15 protein-coding genes and 1 rRNA gene (1 of these 16 cut by a window edge) are annotated in these 17838 nt (G+C 55.0%); 12 read left to right on the forward strand and 4 right to left on the reverse strand.

From position 1 onward, the window contains the following. Positions 1 to 623, reverse strand: a 16S ribosomal RNA gene (locus RGU44_RS10840) (it extends 916 nt beyond the left edge of the window). A gap of 684 nt (positions 624 to 1307) precedes the next feature. On the opposite strand from RGU44_RS10840, the gene rhtA reads away from it, so the two are divergent. Then, on the forward strand, positions 1308 to 2195 hold the full coding sequence (gene rhtA / locus RGU44_RS10845; protein ID WP_322178393.1) for a threonine/homoserine exporter RhtA: 888 nt from the start codon (positions 1308 to 1310) through the stop codon (positions 2193 to 2195). Positions 2196 to 2381: 186 nt separating this feature from the next. Beyond that, the gene (locus RGU44_RS10850; protein WP_322217803.1) at positions 2382 to 2660 is read left to right on the forward strand and encodes a hypothetical protein; all 279 of its coding nucleotides are present in this window, start codon (positions 2382 to 2384) and stop codon (positions 2658 to 2660) included. Between the two features lie 10 nt (positions 2661 to 2670). On the opposite strand, the gene RGU44_RS10855 is transcribed toward RGU44_RS10850, so the two are convergent. From RGU44_RS10855 to RGU44_RS10865, 3 genes are all read right to left on the reverse strand, one after another. Beyond that, positions 2671 to 2826, reverse strand: coding sequence for a hypothetical protein (locus RGU44_RS10855; protein WP_322178392.1), 156 nt, complete (start codon positions 2824 to 2826; stop codon positions 2671 to 2673). An 81-nt stretch (positions 2827 to 2907) separates the two neighbouring features. Next, complete coding sequence (locus RGU44_RS10860; protein ID WP_322217086.1) at positions 2908 to 4716, reverse strand: aminopeptidase P family protein; 1809 nt, start codon at positions 4714 to 4716, stop codon at positions 2908 to 2910. Between the two features lie 57 nt (positions 4717 to 4773). Then, entirely contained in the window at positions 4774 to 5940 is a 1167-nt protein-coding gene (locus RGU44_RS10865) for a cysteine desulfurase family protein (RefSeq protein WP_322178390.1), read from the reverse strand. Between the two features lie 1123 nt (positions 5941 to 7063). Between RGU44_RS10865 and RGU44_RS10870 the strand changes: the two genes are divergently transcribed. The 10 genes from RGU44_RS10870 to RGU44_RS10915 all read left to right on the forward strand — a co-directional run bounded on the left by RGU44_RS10870 (position 7064) and on the right by RGU44_RS10915 (position 17805). Next, entirely contained in the window at positions 7064 to 7825 is a 762-nt protein-coding gene (locus RGU44_RS10870; protein WP_322183077.1) for a hypothetical protein, read from the forward strand. A 77-nt stretch (positions 7826 to 7902) separates the two neighbouring features. Continuing rightward, the gene (locus RGU44_RS10875; protein WP_322178389.1) at positions 7903 to 9024 is read left to right on the forward strand and encodes a DegT/DnrJ/EryC1/StrS family aminotransferase; all 1122 of its coding nucleotides are present in this window, start codon (positions 7903 to 7905) and stop codon (positions 9022 to 9024) included. Positions 9025 to 9029: 5 nt separating this feature from the next. Then, positions 9030 to 10544 carry a lipopolysaccharide biosynthesis protein gene (locus RGU44_RS10880; RefSeq protein WP_322178388.1) on the forward strand — a complete coding sequence of 505 codons (1515 nt, stop codon included), beginning with the start codon at positions 9030 to 9032 and terminating at the stop codon, positions 10542 to 10544. A 3-nt stretch (positions 10545 to 10547) separates the two neighbouring features. Then, positions 10548 to 11486, forward strand: coding sequence for a glycosyltransferase family 2 protein (locus RGU44_RS10885; RefSeq protein WP_322178387.1), 939 nt, complete (start codon positions 10548 to 10550; stop codon positions 11484 to 11486). Next, positions 11476 to 11928 (forward strand): low molecular weight protein-tyrosine-phosphatase, encoded by a 453-nt coding sequence (locus RGU44_RS10890; RefSeq protein ID WP_322178386.1) that lies wholly within the window; start codon positions 11476 to 11478, stop codon positions 11926 to 11928. Before RGU44_RS10885 ends, RGU44_RS10890 begins: the two co-directional genes overlap by 11 nt. Continuing rightward, positions 11929 to 14145 (forward strand): polysaccharide biosynthesis tyrosine autokinase, encoded by a 2217-nt coding sequence (locus tag RGU44_RS10895; protein ID WP_322178385.1) that lies wholly within the window; start codon positions 11929 to 11931, stop codon positions 14143 to 14145. Positions 14146 to 14179: 34 nt separating this feature from the next. Next, positions 14180 to 14932 carry a WbqC family protein gene (locus tag RGU44_RS10900; RefSeq protein WP_322178384.1) on the forward strand — a complete coding sequence of 251 codons (753 nt, stop codon included), beginning with the start codon at positions 14180 to 14182 and terminating at the stop codon, positions 14930 to 14932. A 52-nt stretch (positions 14933 to 14984) separates the two neighbouring features. Continuing rightward, positions 14985 to 15500 carry a transcription/translation regulatory transformer protein RfaH gene (gene rfaH, locus RGU44_RS10905; protein ID WP_322178383.1) on the forward strand — a complete coding sequence of 172 codons (516 nt, stop codon included), beginning with the start codon at positions 14985 to 14987 and terminating at the stop codon, positions 15498 to 15500. A 50-nt stretch (positions 15501 to 15550) separates the two neighbouring features. Next, entirely contained in the window at positions 15551 to 16552 is a 1002-nt protein-coding gene (locus RGU44_RS10910; protein ID WP_322217089.1) for a glycosyltransferase, read from the forward strand. Beyond that, positions 16549 to 17805, forward strand: a complete 1257-nt coding sequence (locus RGU44_RS10915; protein ID WP_322178381.1) for a glycosyltransferase family 4 protein — start codon at positions 16549 to 16551, stop codon at positions 17803 to 17805. The genes RGU44_RS10910 and RGU44_RS10915 overlap by 4 nt, the downstream gene beginning before the upstream one ends. The last annotated feature ends 33 nt before the right edge of the window (positions 17806 to 17838 follow it).

Here is a 17838-nt window from a genome sequence, read left to right on the forward strand (position 1 = left end):
CCAGGTTGAGCCCGGGGATTTCACATCCAACTTAACGAACCACCTACGCGCGCTTTACGCCCAGTAATTCCGATTAACGCTTGCACCCTCTGTATTACCGCGGCTGCTGGCACAGAGTTAGCCGGTGCTTATTCTGTCGGTAACGTCAAAACACTAACGTATTAGGTTAATGCCCTTCCTCCCAACTTAAAGTGCTTTACAATCCGAAGACCTTCTTCACACACGCGGCATGGCTGGATCAGGCTTTCGCCCATTGTCCAATATTCCCCACTGCTGCCTCCCGTAGGAGTCTGGACCGTGTCTCAGTTCCAGTGTGACTGATCATCCTCTCAGACCAGTTACGGATCGTAGCCTTGGTGAGCCATTACCTCACCAACTAGCTAATCCGACCTAGGCTCATCTGATAGCGCAAGGCCCGAAGGTCCCCTGCTTTCTCCCGTAGGACGTATGCGGTATTAGCGTCCGTTTCCGAACGTTATCCCCCACTACCAGGCAGATTCCTAGGTATTACTCACCCGTCCGCCGCTCGCCACCAGGTACAAGTACCCGTGCTGCCGCTCGACTTGCATGTGTTAGGCCTGCCGCCAGCGTTCAATCTGAGCCATGATCAAACTCTTCAGTTCAAACATCTTTGGGTTTTGACAAAACCCTAAACTTAGCTCAGCAATCGTTGGTTACATCTTTGATTTCTCGCGGAGTAACTTGTGATGCTGATAATCAGTTGACTTCAGTCTTACAACACAAGCACCCACACGAATTGCTTGATTCAATTGTTAAAGAGCGGGTGGTTGAGATCTTTCGTCTCAGCCGAGGCGCGCATTCTACAGCAGCCCCTGTTGCTGTCAAGCGGTTATTTTAACAAGTTTCAAAGTTTCCTTTGCAACTTCAACCACTTGCGCTTCGATCAACTTCACGTCTCTCGTTAGCGGGAGGCGAATTCTACAGCGTTACACGCTGCTGTCAACACCTCTTTTCTACCGCTTTCGATCCAGAAGATCAAAACCCCTTCCTCGCCGCTTACTCTGGATAACTCTTTGATTTACAAGGAGTTTTCCGTTTCATCTGCTCCGGAAGAGGTGCGAATTATAGAGAGATTAGCTGGGGCGTCAACACCTAATTTCACAAACTTGTCACATTGGTAAAACGTCCCCAAAAAGGCTGGTGACTGACCCTAAAGCTGCCTTCTATATATAGCTGACGCACACCCCTGAGCAATATATTGCTCAGGCCGCCTTTCTTAAGCATCATAGGCTCCGCTACTAATCTTGCCCCCCCCTATTCAGATGACCGTGGACGATTAAACCGTAATGACCGACCAGCACCGCAGCCTAGGCTCGATTCTCTTCCCGGTGGGCCTGCTACTTATAGCAATGGCCTCGGTCCAATCCGGCGCATCGTTGGCCAAGAGCATGTTTCCTCTAATAGGAGCACAAGGCACCACCACCTTGAGGCTGGTTTTTGCCAGTCTGATTCTGTTGCTGGTCCTGCGTCCTTGGCGAGCGACGTTGACCGCCAAGTCATTGCGCACCGTCATCATCTATGGCATCGCGCTGGGCGGCATGAACTTCCTCTTCTATATGTCCTTACGCACCGTGCCACTTGGGATCGCCGTCGCGCTTGAGTTCACAGGACCATTGACCGTGGCTCTCCTCTCTTCGCGCAGGGCAATTGACTTTGTCTGGATAATCCTGGCTGTCACAGGCTTGCTGCTGCTCATACCGACCGGGGAGAGCGGCGCGAATATCGACCTGACCGGGATAGGCTACGCACTCGGCGCAGGGGTCTGCTGGGCGATGTATATCGTGTCCGGCCAAAAAGCTGGTGCGGACAACGGCATTCAGACCGCAGCGCTAGGCGTATTGATTGCGGCGATATTCATTGCGCCTATCGGGATCGTGCACGCAGGCTCGGCATTGCTCAACCCGGCGTTGCTCACGACCGCGTTAGGCGTGGCAATTCTGTCGACCGCATTGCCCTACAGCCTGGAGATGATGGCGTTGACGCGCTTGCCCGCCCGAACCTTCAGCACATTAATGAGTATCGAACCCGCGTTTGGGGCACTGTCCGGACTACTTTTCCTGCATGAAAGCCTTACGCTGACGCAGTGGCTCGCCATTGGCTCAATCATTCTGGCTTCGGTGGGTGCGACACTGACCATGCGCCCAAAACGACCAGCGTTGGTACCCGCTGACTGACCCCGCTTTCGGGGCGGATATAAAACGCCTCTAGCATTTGTAACTCGGTTGAGCCATGTTGAGCTCCGTAACCGCTATTACCCTTGGAGCTTCATCCAGACCTGGACGTCACCGGCACCGGTCATGCACACACGTGAATTTAGAGCAAAGCGCTGGCATTCATGCATTCGCCAGGTAAGGAAAGAAATGAAACACTTAGTGATCGTCTTGGCATTACTGGCGCTCGTTGGCTGTGCAGCGACCTACAAACCGGTGAAGATCGGCAAACGCGGACTTCATATCAACTGCTCCGGACTCACCTCTTCCTGGGACAAATGCTATGAACTGGCGGCCAGCTCATGCGACGCGAAAGGCTATAAACTCATCGCCAAATCCGGCGACGCTGTGGAAGATCCAGGTGATTACCCTTTTGGTCTCAACCCAGCGGGCTATACCAGCCGCAGCATGATCATCATCTGCAAGTAGCTCTATTCGCTTATTCGCTCACCCCTTGCGCATCGATTTGCCGGACCAGCCAATCGTGACTGACATCGAGAACTTGCTGTTGAATCCGGGGAGTAGACAGCATTCTCGCAACCACCGATGCACCGATGCATTGCGACAGCGCGGCCCGCGCCGGGCTTTCAGCCACAACCGAACTCGCACGGTCGACTATAGGGTCGAAGCCTTCGCCGCTGCGCCGCAGGTATGAGCCGGCAGCGCAATCGACGGGTTAGACCGCGACGGTGCGTGTACGCAACCACTCCAGAGCTGGCCCTTGCAGCAATGGGCTGAGACGTTTGTTGACCTGAGCATGGTAGGCATTTAGCCAGTCACGCTCGTCTTGGGCCAGCAAGGAAACCTCAAGACAACGGGTATCAATAGGGCACAGGGTCAGGGTTTCGAATTTGAGAAACTCACCAAATTCGGTTTTCCCGGCATCAACCGCGAGCACCAGGTTTTCGATGCGCACCCCCCAGCGACCAGGACGGTACGTGCCCGGTTCAATAGAGGTGATCATGCCCGGCAGCATCCCCGTTTGCGGTGCTGCAACGGCTTGATAGGCGATAACTTGCGGTCCCTCGTGCACATTGAGGAAATACCCGACACCATGCCCGGTGCCGTGACCATAATCGACGCCCTCAGCCCAGATCGGCGCTCGAGCGATAGCATCCAGCAACGGTGAAGCGATCCCGCGCGGGAAATGTGCCCGAGACAGCGCGATCACGCCCTTGAGTACACGTGTGCAATCACGTTTTTGCTCGGCGCTGGGTGTTCCGATGGGCACCATCCGCGTGATGTCCGTAGTGCCACCCAGGTATTGACCGCCCGAATCGATCAGCAGCAGGCCATCACCTTCAATCTGCGCATGCTCGCGCTCGGTGGCACGATAATGCGGCATGGCCCCATTGGCATTGAAACCCGCAATGGTGGCGAAGCTTGGTGAGACATAGCCCGGACGACGGGCGCGAGCCTGACCTAAATGAAGATCAACGGACAACTCACTGACCGGCTCCTTTCCCTGCGTCGTTTCCAGCCAGGCAAAGAACTCACAAAGTGCAGCACCATCCTGTTCCATGGCCTGACGGATGTGTTGAACATCGGCATCGCTTTTTTGCGACTTGAACAGCGTTGTCGGGTTGAGGCCTTCCAGCAGTGTCACCTCAGCTTTAAGGTGGTCCAGCAAGCCACAGGTGACACGCGCCGGGTCAATCAGTAGTCGTGCATCGGCCGGTACATCACGCAACGCCGAGGCAACGTTGGTGTATTCGACGAGTGTGATGCCCTCCCCCTCCAGTGCCTGGCGCAGCTCGGCATCAACTTTGACGGAGTCGACAAACAGACTGATCCGTTGAGGACCAATCAAGGCAAATGAGATGAACACAGGATTATAGGAAACATCGGCACCGCGCAGATTGAACAGCCAGGCGATGTCATCTAGGGTCGCTATGAAATGCCAATCCGCACCGCGCTCTTGCAACGCCTGACGTAATTTGGCCAGTTTGTCGCCTCGACTCACGCTCGCCTGAGGTGGTAAATGCTGATAAATGGCATTGGTCGGCAACCCAGGACGGTCAAGCCATAGTTCTGTGAGCAGATCAAAATCCGTCCGCAAACTAGCGCCACGCTCATATAACCTGGCCGCGAGCGTACGCGCCGAAGCAACCGCCAGCACGGCACCGTCCACGGCGACAACACTTTTGCTCGTGGCCTTTTCAGCCAGCCAATCCAGCGGCCCAGGCTGGCCCGACATCAATTTCACCAACTCGATGCCACTGCCCGCCAGCTCTTTAGTGGCTTGCTCCCAATAACGGCTGTCGGCCCACAAACCCGCAAAACTCTGGGTGATGATCAGGGTACCGACCGAGCCATGGAAACCCGAAAGCCACTGCCGGCCCTGCCAATAGCCCGGCAGGTATTCAGAAAGGTGTGGATCCGCCGACGGCACCAGGTAAGCATCGATACGCTCCCGGCTCATCAGGGCGCGCACTTGCGCCAAACGTTCGGCGACCACTCCGTTGGTTTTCGACTGCGTACTCATTGACTCTCCCGCTGAACCGGTAATTGGCATGTTCCGGTTCAGATAATGGAGCAGCACTCACTGCTGAGCAACTGCCCAGAAGGCAGGCTCGGTCAATGAGGCCTTGATCAACCGGACGGCACGGTCAACATCGTCCTCCGTGGTGAAGCGCCCGAGGCTCAAGCGAATGGTCTGACGCGCAGACTGCACATCGTGACCAAGGGCAAGAAGCACATGCGACGGTGCATTTTTTGCCGAGTTACAGGCTGACGTGGACGAAAAGGCCAAGTCACTGCTCAGTGCATCCAGATTCAGATCGCCTTTGCCAAAGGTCAGGCTCAGGGTGTGCGCGACCCGCTGGGTAGGGCAGCCATTGACGCGCAAGCCCGGAATCTCGGCCAGTTGCTGCCGCAAGCGCAATTGCAGACGCTCGATCTGAGCAGTCTCATGCTCAAACACTTCGGCAGCCAAAGCGAAAGCAGCACCCATGCCCGCAATTTGATGGGTGGCCAGTGTGCCCGAACGCAGCCCCCCTTCGTGTCCGCCACCATGGATCTGAGCCTGCAAGCGCTGGTCGGCACGCGGCCCGACATAGAGCGCACCAATACCTTTTGGACCGTAGACTTTGTGTGCGGAGAACGACATCAGATCAACCGCCAGCGCGGCCAGATCAATGCTTACTTTGCCAGCACCTTGAGCGGCATCGACATGGAACAGCGCGCCGTGCTCACGGACGAGTTGGCCTATGGCTGCAATATCGTTGAGCGTGCCCAACTCGTTATTGACCAACATCAGGGACACCAGAAAGGTGTCCTCTCGAAGCGCGGCGCTGACAACTGCAGGAGCGATCAAACCCTGAGCATCCGGCGCCAAGTAAGTCACCTCGTAGCCAGCCGCCTGCAATTGCTGCGCCGTATCGAGAATCGCCTTGTGCTCAAGCTGGCTGGTGATGATATGCCCACCCCGCTGCACTCGAGCCTGTGCAACGCCCTTGAGCGCCAGGTTGTTCGACTCGGTCGCACCGGACGTCCAGACTATTTGCGTGGCCTTTGCGCCGACAAGATCGGCAATCTGTTGACGGGCCTGTTCGACAGCTTGCCGGGCCTGCTGACCATATAGATGGGAGCTGGATGCAGGATTACCAAAATTCCCGGATCGGCCCAGACACTCGACCATGACCTTAATGACACGCTCATCCACAGGTGTGGTAGCGGCGTAATCGAAATACAGCGGAAGGCTTTTCATAGACAGATAACTCTGAGGCGCACAACCCAGAACGCTGGAATGTTTGCGTGATGTCGAAGCGTCGAAAGCTTGATAGTGCCTGATTTTAAATAGATCAAAAAATTATTAATTATTATTTATATATTCCTGAAATGCATATAAAAAATATCACCCTAACCCAAGCACGCTTACCCCACTGATCCGGGCTCATCCTTGCCTGTCGGCTCAAGGTGATCAGCGTCATGGACGATACTCGTCTTTTGTCAAATAGCCCTACTAGACATAAGGGTTATTTCTACGTCTGCTGGCAGTTGAGTCCTAAACCGCCACATTCAACTGATAAAAAGTGAACCCCCTCTGCGGAGACCAGGAATCGACCCGCTCAACTTTCAAAAACCGCGCCCAGCAAAAACCACTCAACACCATAGTTACAACAGTGCCAATGCACTCATTCGAGCAGTTTGTGTCCTTTAATAAAAGCCAACTACACTCACTGCGGACCGGTGATTACTTGCCCAGACTTCACCGTGATTAATTGCATTATTCCCGCCTTTCTTATGCGTCTAAAAAACGTCGCAGCACCTAAGCGGTGCAGGCGATGGTTTTTTGACTCTTAATAAAATCAATAGCTTATAATCACAACAAAACCATTTATCAAAAATTTAACAGTTTCTTGACGAAATAATTTGACAGAAAGGAAGCCGCCGTCGATATATATGTCTGTCAGACGATTCGTTGCCAATGCAGCCCTGTCAAAGAGCAGAGCGCGCAACGCGTCAAGCCAACACGTTCTACAGTTCTGCCCACACAAAATTAGTTTTAGGCACGGTGCAGTTTCTTGCGCCTGTGGGAGTCCGTTAACTAATTGAACACTTGTTTTTTTACTGAGCGTGCTCGGTCGGGCGGTAGCATTGCCTGAGGGTTTACTTCGACCGCTCGTCTAAGTTACAGCGTGAACGTTTAAACGAACGTTTAAACATTGTTATTCAGTCACCAGGCCGCGGCGGGATCAGCAGATTCGGGCGGTAGCGTGTTTAAACGATGTGATGTGAAGGTGTTTGTTTGTAATGCATGCCCCTCAGCAATGGCAGCTGCACCGGATGGCCGTCCCGCTCACTTACTTACCTATAAAGAGCCTGAAGCGATGCCTTTATCTTTTGACATTGATGAGCCGCACGTAAAAAAGCTGGCCAATGAGATTGATACCAATGGCTTTGCCCAACTGAGAGGTGTCGTCAGCGAAGCCGATCTACAACAGCTGCGCACCTACACCGACCACCACGCGAACCTCCATCCCGGCGAGTATTTTGCCTATCACGGCGAACAGGCATTAGCTGGCAGCCTGCTGGTGAATATCTGGGCCGACCCCCGGTTCAAGGCATTGCTGGCCAGGTTGTATCGCGAAGCCGCAAACAAACAGGCCATCAGTGACCAGATTTTTCCGGTCCTTCGCTGTGTACAAGGGAACGAGGGACAACGGGAGTCCAATTGCTTTCATTACGACGCCAGTCTAGTGACCGCACTGGTTCCCATCTTTATTCCGCAAGACGGTGAAGAGCGCGGAGATTTAGTTCTGTTTCCTAACTTACGAACCGTGCGCTCGAGCGTGGTCCTCAATGTTATTGAAAAAGCGCTGCTGCAAAATCGTTTCAGTCGCACGTTGATGTGCCTGGCAATGCAACGCGGCTGGTTCAAGCCCACCACATTGCAGTTGGAGCCGGGCAGCATCTATTTCTTCTGGGGTTATCGCTCGCTGCATGCAAACCGTACTGTCGGCCCCGACCTGAAACGTGCGACCGCCATCTTTCATTATGGCGATCCTCATGCGGGCAGCCTTGCCACACGAATCATTCTTAAAATCAACCAACGTCGAGCCCGGTTGGTCAGCCGAAAAACAGGCAGTTAGCCGCCCACATCAACGCTCGGTTAGTTCAGTACTTCAATGCTCGCTATCACTATTCAGCGTCAGACATGGAGGCTTCGATGATCAACGTGACCAAGACCTACCTCGGAGACATCAACAAGTTCAAAACCTACGTAGAAGGCATCTACGCACGGGGCTGGCTAACCAATCATGGTCCCTTGGTGTGCGAGTTGCAGGAGCGCCTCAAGGCTTTTTTGGGCGTTAAACATGTGCTGCTGACCAATAATGGCACGCTGGCCCTGCAGGTCGCTTATCGCGCACTGGGTCTGAGCGGCAGCGCTGTGACTACACCGTTCAGCTTTGTAGCGACCAGCAGTTCGTTACAGTGGGAAGGTATTCGGCCGATCTTCGCCGACATTGACTCGCGCACCTGGAACATCTCCCCCGACCACATCGAAAGCAGGATCGTTTCCGATACCACGGCGATCGTGGGTACGCATGTGTTTGGCAACCCTTGTGCGGTCGAACGCATCGAGCAAATTGCGCGTAAACACCAACTAAAAACCGTCTACGACGGTGCCCATGCATTCGGGGTTCGTCATGCCGGTCAGTCGGTGCTCACGTGGGGCGACATCAGCACACTCAGTTTTCATGCGACCAAGTTATTCCATACCATTGAGGGTGGAGCGATCATCACCAACGATGACGAGCTGGCCCGGCGTGTGTACCTGCTGTGCAACTTCGGCATCGCCGACACCGACAAAATCGACGGCCTAGGGATTAACGCCAAACTCAACGAGTTTTCGGCGGCCATGGGGCTGTGCATTCTCGACGACATCGACAGCATCTTCGAACAGCGTGCTGAAATCGCTCATCGTTATCAGTCTCGGCTGGGCGATTACGTGGATTTTCAACAAGCCACACCCAATAGCGAGCTTAACAACAGCTACTTCCCCATCGGCCTACACAGTGAACAACAACTATTACGGGTGCGGACAGCCCTTAACAATAAAGGCATCAACCCTCGGCGTTATTTCTACCCGTCTCTGGACACCCTCGAATACCTGCAGCCCCAAGCCGCCCAGAGCGCTTCGCGAGCCTTGAGCCAGCGCGTACTTTGCCTGCCGATCTATCCGGGGCTGGCACACGATGACCAAGACAAGATCATCGACACCCTTATCACTGAATGCAGTCTTGGCCCGATCAGCTTTAAAGATACGGCCTTCGCTCAGGTTATCTAAACGCCATGCCGAGAAAACTTTCCGTCATCAGAAACACCACCTTGAGCTATGCCGGACAGGCCTACGCGCTGCTGGTTGGCATTCTGATAATGCCGTTCTACCTCGGCCATCTAGGGGCCGAAGCGTATGGCCTGATCGGTTTCTTTTCCGTCATGCAGGCATGGCTACAGCTACTTGATGCAGGGATGTCACCCAGCCTGGTTCGTGCTGTTGCGCACCAGCAGAGTTTGCCGACTGAAGAACGAAACGCGGGGCATTTGCTGCGCTCGTTCGAGATTATCTTCGTGCCACTGGCAGTACTGTGCTGCGTGGTGATTTACGCGGCCAGCCCATGGATTGCAGTGAAATGGCTCAACGCTCAGGTCTTGGATCACCAAACCCTTATCAGCTGTATCAGCATGATGGGGCTGATCATCGCCTTGCGCCTGTATTCGACGCTCTACAAAAGCGGCATACAAGGTTTGGAACAACACGCGTGGCTAAACATCGCCAATGTGATCATTGCCACCCTGCGCTATTTCGGCGGGTTGCTACTGGTCAGTTCCATTTCGAACGACCCTCGGGACTTTTTCGAATTCCAGGTGCTGGTGGGATTGATCGAAACCTTGATCTTCGCGGCCCGGGCCTACCAGCAAATGCCAACCCCGCATCTGTTGAGCGGTTTCAACTGGGCACTGGTCAAGCCGATCATTCCGTTTGCGGCCAGCATGTCCCTGACAACCGTGTTGTGGATCGTCTTGACTCAGATAGACAAGGTGTTGCTCTCGGAAATGCTGCTGCTCAAAGAGTACGGTTATTTCTCGCTGGTAGCACTTATCAGCACCGGCATCCTGATGTTGGCCAACCCACTGGCGCAAACGCTATTACCCCGCTTGACTGTACTGATGGCAGAAGGCCGTCAGGACGATATGCATGCTCTGTTTCTATCCGCCAACCGATTCGTGTGCACCGTTCTGTTTCCACTGGCTGCGGTGATCGGGGTGCACGCCGAACCGCTGATTTACGCTTGGACCGGTGACCACGTTGCTGCCCAATGGAGCCATTCGATACTCCTCTGGTACTCATTGGGCAGCGCGATCATGGCCGCCAGTGCCTTCCAGTTTTACCTGCAATACGCCCATGGAAAGATCGAGTTGCATGTTTGGTACAGCGTGGTGTCAGCCGTAGTGACCGTGCCGGTGATGCTTCTGGCCATCCATTATCAAGGCGCCTACGGCGCAGCAGTGGCCTGGTTCGCTCTGCGCCTAGTGTCTTTCCTGATCTGGCCACCGATCGTGCACAACCGATTGGCACCAGGCATTAATGGCCGATGGCTACACGATATTTTGCGTATCAGCCTGATGACCGCGATCGGGATTGTTATCAGCGAACCGCTGTTTCGCATGATTGCAGGTGATGACCGCATCACGACGTTCATGGGCCTGGCGGTGTGTGGTCTGGTAACCCTGACGCTGGTGGCAGCAAGCTATAAGCCTCTGGCCGTGAAGATTTTCATTTTGTTCAGCAAACCGAGTACTTGAGCCATGGATGCCACCTCGCAAAATGCCACCACTGAGCCGCGCGCTCCCGAGCCGCTGTTGAGCATCGTCTGCCCCGCCTATAACCAGGAGGCGTTTATCGCCCAGACGCTAGAAAGCTTTCTGGCACAACAAACGAATTTTCCTTTCGAAATCCTGATCAACGACGATGCGTCCACCGATGGCACTGCGCGCGTCATCGCCGAGTATGCCGAACGTTATCCAGGAATCATCAGGCCGTTTTATCAAGACGTTAATCAGTACCAGCAAGGCAATCCCTGCGTACCGGCACTGTTCAAGGAAGCGCGTGGACGCTACATCGCTTATTGCGAGGCCGACGACTACTGGACCGACCCACGCAAACTTCAAATCCAAGTGGACTTCCTCGAGAGTCATCCGGATTACGCACTGACCTATCACGACGCCATGTCCTTCGACCACGATGGTGAGCGAGGCATCCAGTTACAGGGCGAATTACGTCGCGACGCCAGCGCCATCGAACTGCAAAAGGCCCGACCGATTTCAACGCTGACCGTGTGCTTTCGTAATGTCTTTTTCAAGCTGCCGCCAGAGTTGCTCCTCGCGCCACTCAACGACCTGTGTTGGTGGTCGCTGCTCGGCGCATTTGGCAAAGGTAAATTCCTCGCCGAGATCAAGCCTGCCATGTACCGCCTGCATCCGGGTGGAGTTTTCTCCATGCGATCGCACAAACGGAAATTGCACATGAGCCTGCAGACATGTACCAGCCTGGCCAACTACTACAACCGTATTGGCAATCAGGAATTGTATGAATACTTTCTGATTCAGGTGTTTGGTTTGTCGCTGTCGGCCATAAGGCCGCTGAACAAACTACACGCGTTGCTGCTGGTGGCACGTAACGTCAGCGTCAATCTAAACAAACGTCTGTGGCTGATGCTGTCGGGCAGCAAAGGTCATGTTCAATAACCTGTTAGTGATCTGCGTCGGCAATATCTGCCGCAGCCCGATGGCTGAGGCGATGTTCCGCCAACGCGTGCAGGCATCCGGTGTGCAGATTTCATCGGCAGGGATTCACGCAATGCTTTGCGCGCCGATGGACCCTCTGGCCCGCGAAGTCCTGAAGACGCATCAAGTGCCTGCTCACCGCCATGAGGCGCGTCAGGTCGACCGACAGATGTTGCGCCAGGCCGAGCTGATCCTGCTCATGGAACAGGCGCAGATGCAAAGTATTTTGAAACTGGCTCCAGAAGCGCGCGGCAAAGTGTTTTTGATTGGCAAATGGCAACACGAGCTGGAAATAGCCGACCCCTACCGGCGCCCGAAACTAGCCTTCGAACAGACCTTCGAGCACCTTTCGCGTTGTGTCGATGACTGGCTCCCTTACCTACAGTCAGGAGTAACAAGATAAATGACCGCTATGAACCGCTCTTCCCTGGACTATTACCAGGACACCCGGATCGATTTGGCAACTATCTTGCGCACATTGTTTGATCACAAGGGTCTGATCGCCTCGATCATCAGCTTTTTTTGCCTGATCGGCGTGGCCTACGCCCTGCTCGCGACACCGGCCTATCAAGCCGCTGCGATGATTCAAATCGAGCCTAAAAAAATCGGCATTGAAGCGACTACCGAAGTCAGCGGCAAGCCTATGTCTGTGTCTCAGGCCACTACCGAGATCGAGCTGATCAAGTCGCGGGCCGTGCTCGGCCGTGTGGTCGAAGACCTCAAGCTCAACATTATCCAGAAGCCACGGTACTTCCCTGTGTTCGGCGCATACATGGCCCGAACTTACAAACCGCTAACCGAAGGCAGCTTCGCTGAACCCTTGTTCGGCCTGAAGAACTACGCGTGGGGGGGCGAACAAATCAGCGTCTTCCAGCTGGAAGTTCCTGACGCACTGCTCGGCGAACCGATGACACTGGTGGCCGACGGAGCAGACGCGTTCTCGCTGTATGACAAAAAAAGCAAGCTGCTGCTCAAGGGCCAGACCAATCAGACCGTCGAAGGCAATGGCGTAAAAATCCAGGTGGCCACGCTTAAGGCTCGCCCCGGCACTGAGTTCAAGCTGACCAAAGAGCGCACGCTGACCAGCGCACTGGAATATCAGGGCCGCCTGACCATCAATGAAGCCGGCAAGGATTCAGGGATCATTTACCTGTCCATTCAGGACACCAACCCCATACAGGCCAAGATTATCCTCGATGAAGTCAGCCACCTGTACGTGCGCCAGAACGTTGAACGCAGCTCTGCCGAAGCCGCACAGCGCCTGGAGTTTCTGCGCTCGCAACTGCCGCTGGTACGTAAGCAGCTTGAGCAATCAGAGCAAGCCCTGAACGCTTTCCAGGCCAGCGCAAAATCGGTGGACCTGAGCATCGAAACCAAATCAGTGCTCGACCAAGTAGTCAACCTCGACTCCATGCTCTCCGAACTGAAACTCAAAAGGGTCGAGGTTGAACGGCTGTACACCCGCGAACACCCTACCTACCGCGCGCTGATGACTCAGATGGGTCAACTTGAAGCACAGAAACAAGGCCTGTTGAAAAAAATCCAGGCGTTGCCTGTCACCCAGCAAGAGTTGCTGCGCTTGACGCGCGACATGCAAGTCACCACTCAGACCTACACCTTGCTGCTGAACAAGAGCCAGGAACAGGACATCCTTCGCGCCGGCAGCATCGGTAACGTACGCATCATCGACAACGCTGACGTCAATGTCGAAGAGCCAGTCAGGCCCATGCGCAAACTGATCGTGGTTATCGCAACCTTGATTGGCGCATTGGTGGCAGTCATCGTGGTATTCCTGCGCCAAGCGTTCTATCGCGGCGTGGACAACCCGGAAATCATCGAAAACCTGGGCATGCCAGTTTATGCCTCGCTGCCGTACTCGCGAAAACAAGAGCGCCTGGAAAAACATAACCAGAGCCGTTCCGCGGGCAAGGAATCGAAGTTGCTGAGCGTCTCCGAACCCTCCGAGTTGGCCGTGGAGTCGCTGCGCAGTCTGCGCACCAGCCTGCACTTCGCGATGCTCGAAGCACGTAACAATGTATTGATGATTTCCAGCCCGTCACCCGGTTCGGGCAAGTCGTTCGTGTCCAGCAACCTGGCGGTGATCATTGCCCAGACGGGTAAGCGTGTACTGCTGATCGACGCTGATATGCGCAAGGGCTATTTGCACAAGGTATTCGGCCTGCACCCTAAACACGGTCTGTCCGATACGCTCGCCGCTCGCCTGACAAGCCGGGAAGTGATCAACGCCACCGAAGTGCCTAATCTGGACTTTATCTCCTGTGGTTTTGCTGCACCCAACCCGTCGGAGTTGTTGATGCACGACAACTTCAACAAGCTACTCAGCGACTTGTCGCCGCTCTATGACTTGGTAATTATCGATACGCCACCGATCCTCGCCGTGACCGACGCCACCTTGGTCGGACGCCAGGCGGGCACCTGTTTACTGGTCACCCGTTTCGGCCTGAGCACCGTCAAGGAAATCGAAGCCTGCAAACGCCGTCTGGGCCAAAACGGTGTGGTCATCAAAGGCGCCATTTTCAATGGCGTTTTGCGCAAGGCATCGAACAATGCCTATGACTGCTCAGCCTATGGATATGACTACAGTCCCGCTCGAAAGTGAACGCACGGATATCACTGACATCAAGGAGATGAACATGGCCAAGACGCTCGCAATGATGCAGCCGTACCTGTTTCCCTACCTGGGTTACTTCCAACTGATTGCATCAAGCGATGTCTTCGTCCTTGGCGATGACTTGCAGTACATCAGGTCGGGTTGGGTCAACCGCAACCGCATCCTTTACAACGGCGAAGCCAAACTGATTACCTTTCCGCTGAAACGGGATCGATTCGATCTGCCGATCAACCAGCGTGAACTGTGCGACAACTTCGCCGACGAGGCTCAACGCCTGATAAGCCTGATCACCCAAAGTTATCGCAAGGCTCCGTACTTTGCTCAAGTCATGCCCTTACTGGAGCGATTGATAAACTTCCCTCAACAGAACCTGGCGCTTTACATCGAACATTCGATCAGGGAAATGTGCGCCTATCTGCACATTGATACGCCGATTTTTCGTAGCTCTGATTTGGACATCGGCCCCCCCATCGACAAACAGGATCGGGTGGTACGAATCGTGCGCAATCTTGCTTGCGAGCGTTATCTCAATCCCATTGGCGGGGCTGAGTTGTATGACCCTGAGTATTTTGCGCGACATGACCTGTCGCTGCAGTTCTTCAAAATCGACCCCATCGACTATCGGCAATACAGAGATCCCTTCGTAGCCAATCTGTCGATCATTGATGTACTGATGTTCAACTGTGTCGAGCAAGTTCAACAACTGCTGTCGTGCTACTCGCTCAGCAACAGCACCGCGCCTCATGGACATGAGGCCTTGGCCGCCACCGCCTGAACACCTGATGTTGTACTACCCAGTCAAACCCGGATTGCAGTGGAGTAAACATATGTCTTACACGGAAAGCCCCGCTCGCTGGTATCTAATCCAGACCAAGCCGCGTCAGGAAGCTCGCGCTGAAGAGCACCTGCAACGTCAGCAGTTCGAATGCTATCGCCCACTCAAAGCAGCGGCGCCGAAGAAGCGCAATCCACGGGCCGTCAGCGAGGAAGAGTTATTCCCCGGCTACCTGTTTATCCGCATGGATCAGGTGCACGACAACTGGTACCCGATCCGCTCAACGCGTGGGGTAGCGCGCATCGTCACCTTCGGTGGACATCCGGTGCCGGTGCAGGACGAACTGATTGAGCAAATTCGCCAACGACTGTTGTCCCCTGCCCCACAGCCGGAGTTTCAAGAGGGCGAGCACGTACTCATTAAGTCCGGCGGTTTCTGCGACATTGAAGCGATTTTCCTCACCGCGGACGGCGAAGAGCGTGCAGTGATCCTGCTCAATCTGCTGCAACGTGAACAAAAGGTCACGCTGCCCATCAGCAGCCTGGCAAGGATGGAAGCGCGAGTCTGAAAGGTCGCTTGCACAGACCTTCGATTTTTTCTAATCGCCTGGAACTCACCATGACCCCTAAAACAACGCTGGTGACACTCACCTATGGTGATCGCTTGTCTTACCTGCAAACGCTGGTCGGTCGTTCCTTGGCCAGCCCCCAGATCGAACGGGTAATCATCGTCAGCAATGCGTCGGTGGCGCCACTCGAATCCCTGACTCGGGCCTGGCCCGGCCAGGTTCAAATCATTTACCTGCAGCACAACACCGGTTCTGCCAAAGGCTACTCCGTAGGTATCAAGGCTGCGCTGGATGCCGGTGCCGATTACATCTGGCTGATGGACGACGATAACGCGCCGACCGTCAATGCCATCGCGACCTTGCACCAATGCCTGTATCAACGCGAGCGCATTGATGGCCGTGAGAAAGCCGCCGTATTGGGATTCCGCCCGACCCATCAGGCAGACTTCGCCGCCGGTGTCCCCAAGCGCTTCGCCATTCAGCGGCGCTCGAGCTTCTTCGGTTTCCATATCGCCCAGTTGCCCTACAAGATTTGGCGGCGCTTGCCTTGGGGCCATCCTCGGGCCAAGCAGTCGCAAATGCCCATGGTGCAATTACCGTTCGCGACCTATGGCGGCTTGCTCGCCCACCGCAGCCTGTATGAAAAAATAGGTCTGCCGCTGGACGCGTTGTTGCTGTATGCGGATGACAGTGAATACACCTGGCGTATCACCGCTGGCGGCGGCCGGATATTCCTGGTCCCCGACGCGCTCCTCGACGACCTGGAAGAGTCGTGGAACATCAAGGCAAAAACCAACAACATCTATGAAAGCTTCCTGCTGGGTGGTTCAGACCTGCGCGCCTATTACGGCGCGCGTAATCAGGCATGGTTCGACAAGAACATCTGGGCATCATCGTCATGGCTGTACAGTCTCAACCGCTGGGTGTTCTTTCGCCTGCTGCGGGTGATCGCCAAACGACGTGGCGCAGAACAACGCTTGAGCCTGATCGAAAAGGCCATTCACGACGGTGAGTCCGGCGTGCTAGGGCTACATCAGTCGTATCCACTATGAAAGTACTGTTCATCAACAGTCTTTATCCTCCACATATCGGCGGCGGCGCAGAGATCATCCTGCAGCGCACTGCGGAAGGCCTGCAAGCACGTGGCTGCAAGGTGGTGGTATTAGCCACTGCACCAGAGCCGGGGCTGAGGGAAGACTCGCTAAACCAGATCAAGGTTTATCGCGCGGGCCTGCGCAACCTCTATTGGCACCATACCGAGCAGCGCCCTGGGCAGTTGAGTCGACTACGCTGGCATATGCGCGACCGCTATAACAGCGACATGCGCGAGTATGTACGTGATGTCATCCGCGCAGAGCAGCCAGATGTGGTGGTCTGCCACAATCTGAGTGGTTGGTCGGTTTCAGCCTGGGACGAGATCCGCGCAGCTGACTTACCTATTGTCCAGGTATTGCATGACATGTACCTGCTCTGCCCCAGTAGCACGATGTTCAAAAACGGCAAAAACTGTGAGCGCCAGTGCTTCAGCTGCAAAGTGTTTCGCAAGGGCTATGACTCGCGCTCGGCCCAGGTCGATACCGTGGTTGGAGTAAGTCGTTTCATGCTCGACACCTTGCAAGGCCAAGGCTATTTCCAGGGTGCCAAGGCCTATGTCGTGCACAACAGCAGCCCATTCCCCGCGCCAACGGTAAAGCCTCGGCACGCCAATGCCCTGAACACTAAGGAACCGCTGCGTTTTGGCTACATGGGCACGCTGTCCGAGGCGAAGGGCGTGCACTGGCTGATCGACCAATTCCAACGCCTGCCGTTCGACGCCACATTACAGATTGCCGGACGCGGCCAGCGCAATGATGAAGCGCGGCTCAAGGCGTTGGTGACCTCGCCAAACATCAGTTTTGTCGGTTACCAAGTGCCGTCGGAGTTCTACAGCCAGATTGATGTGGCTGTAGTGCCATCCATCTGGAACGAGCCCTTCGGCATGGTCGCCGTTGAAGCGTGCGCCCATTCACTGCCGGTTATCGCCAGCCGTATGGGTGGGTTGCCCGAGCTCATTCAGGATCGGCTCAACGGCCTGCTATGTAACCCCGATGACCCGGACTCACTAGGTTTGGCCATGCTGCGCTTGCATCAGCAGCCGAAGCTGCTCAGCCGGCTTAGCGGCCAGGCACGTACGAGCGTCGCTTCGCTACTCAACTTGGACCTGATGCTCGACAGCTATCAAAGTATTTTCGCCCAGACCCTTCTGGACAAAATCGTACGGCATGAAGATCAACCCCTGTCCCATTCGGTATTGCCCGGCCCGTGACCCTGAGCAACCGCTCCGGACCGTTGTTTCTTC

It is taken from the genome of Pseudomonas sp. 5C2, assembly GCF_034314155.1.
Lineage (GTDB): Bacteria > Pseudomonadota > Gammaproteobacteria > Pseudomonadales > Pseudomonadaceae > Aquipseudomonas.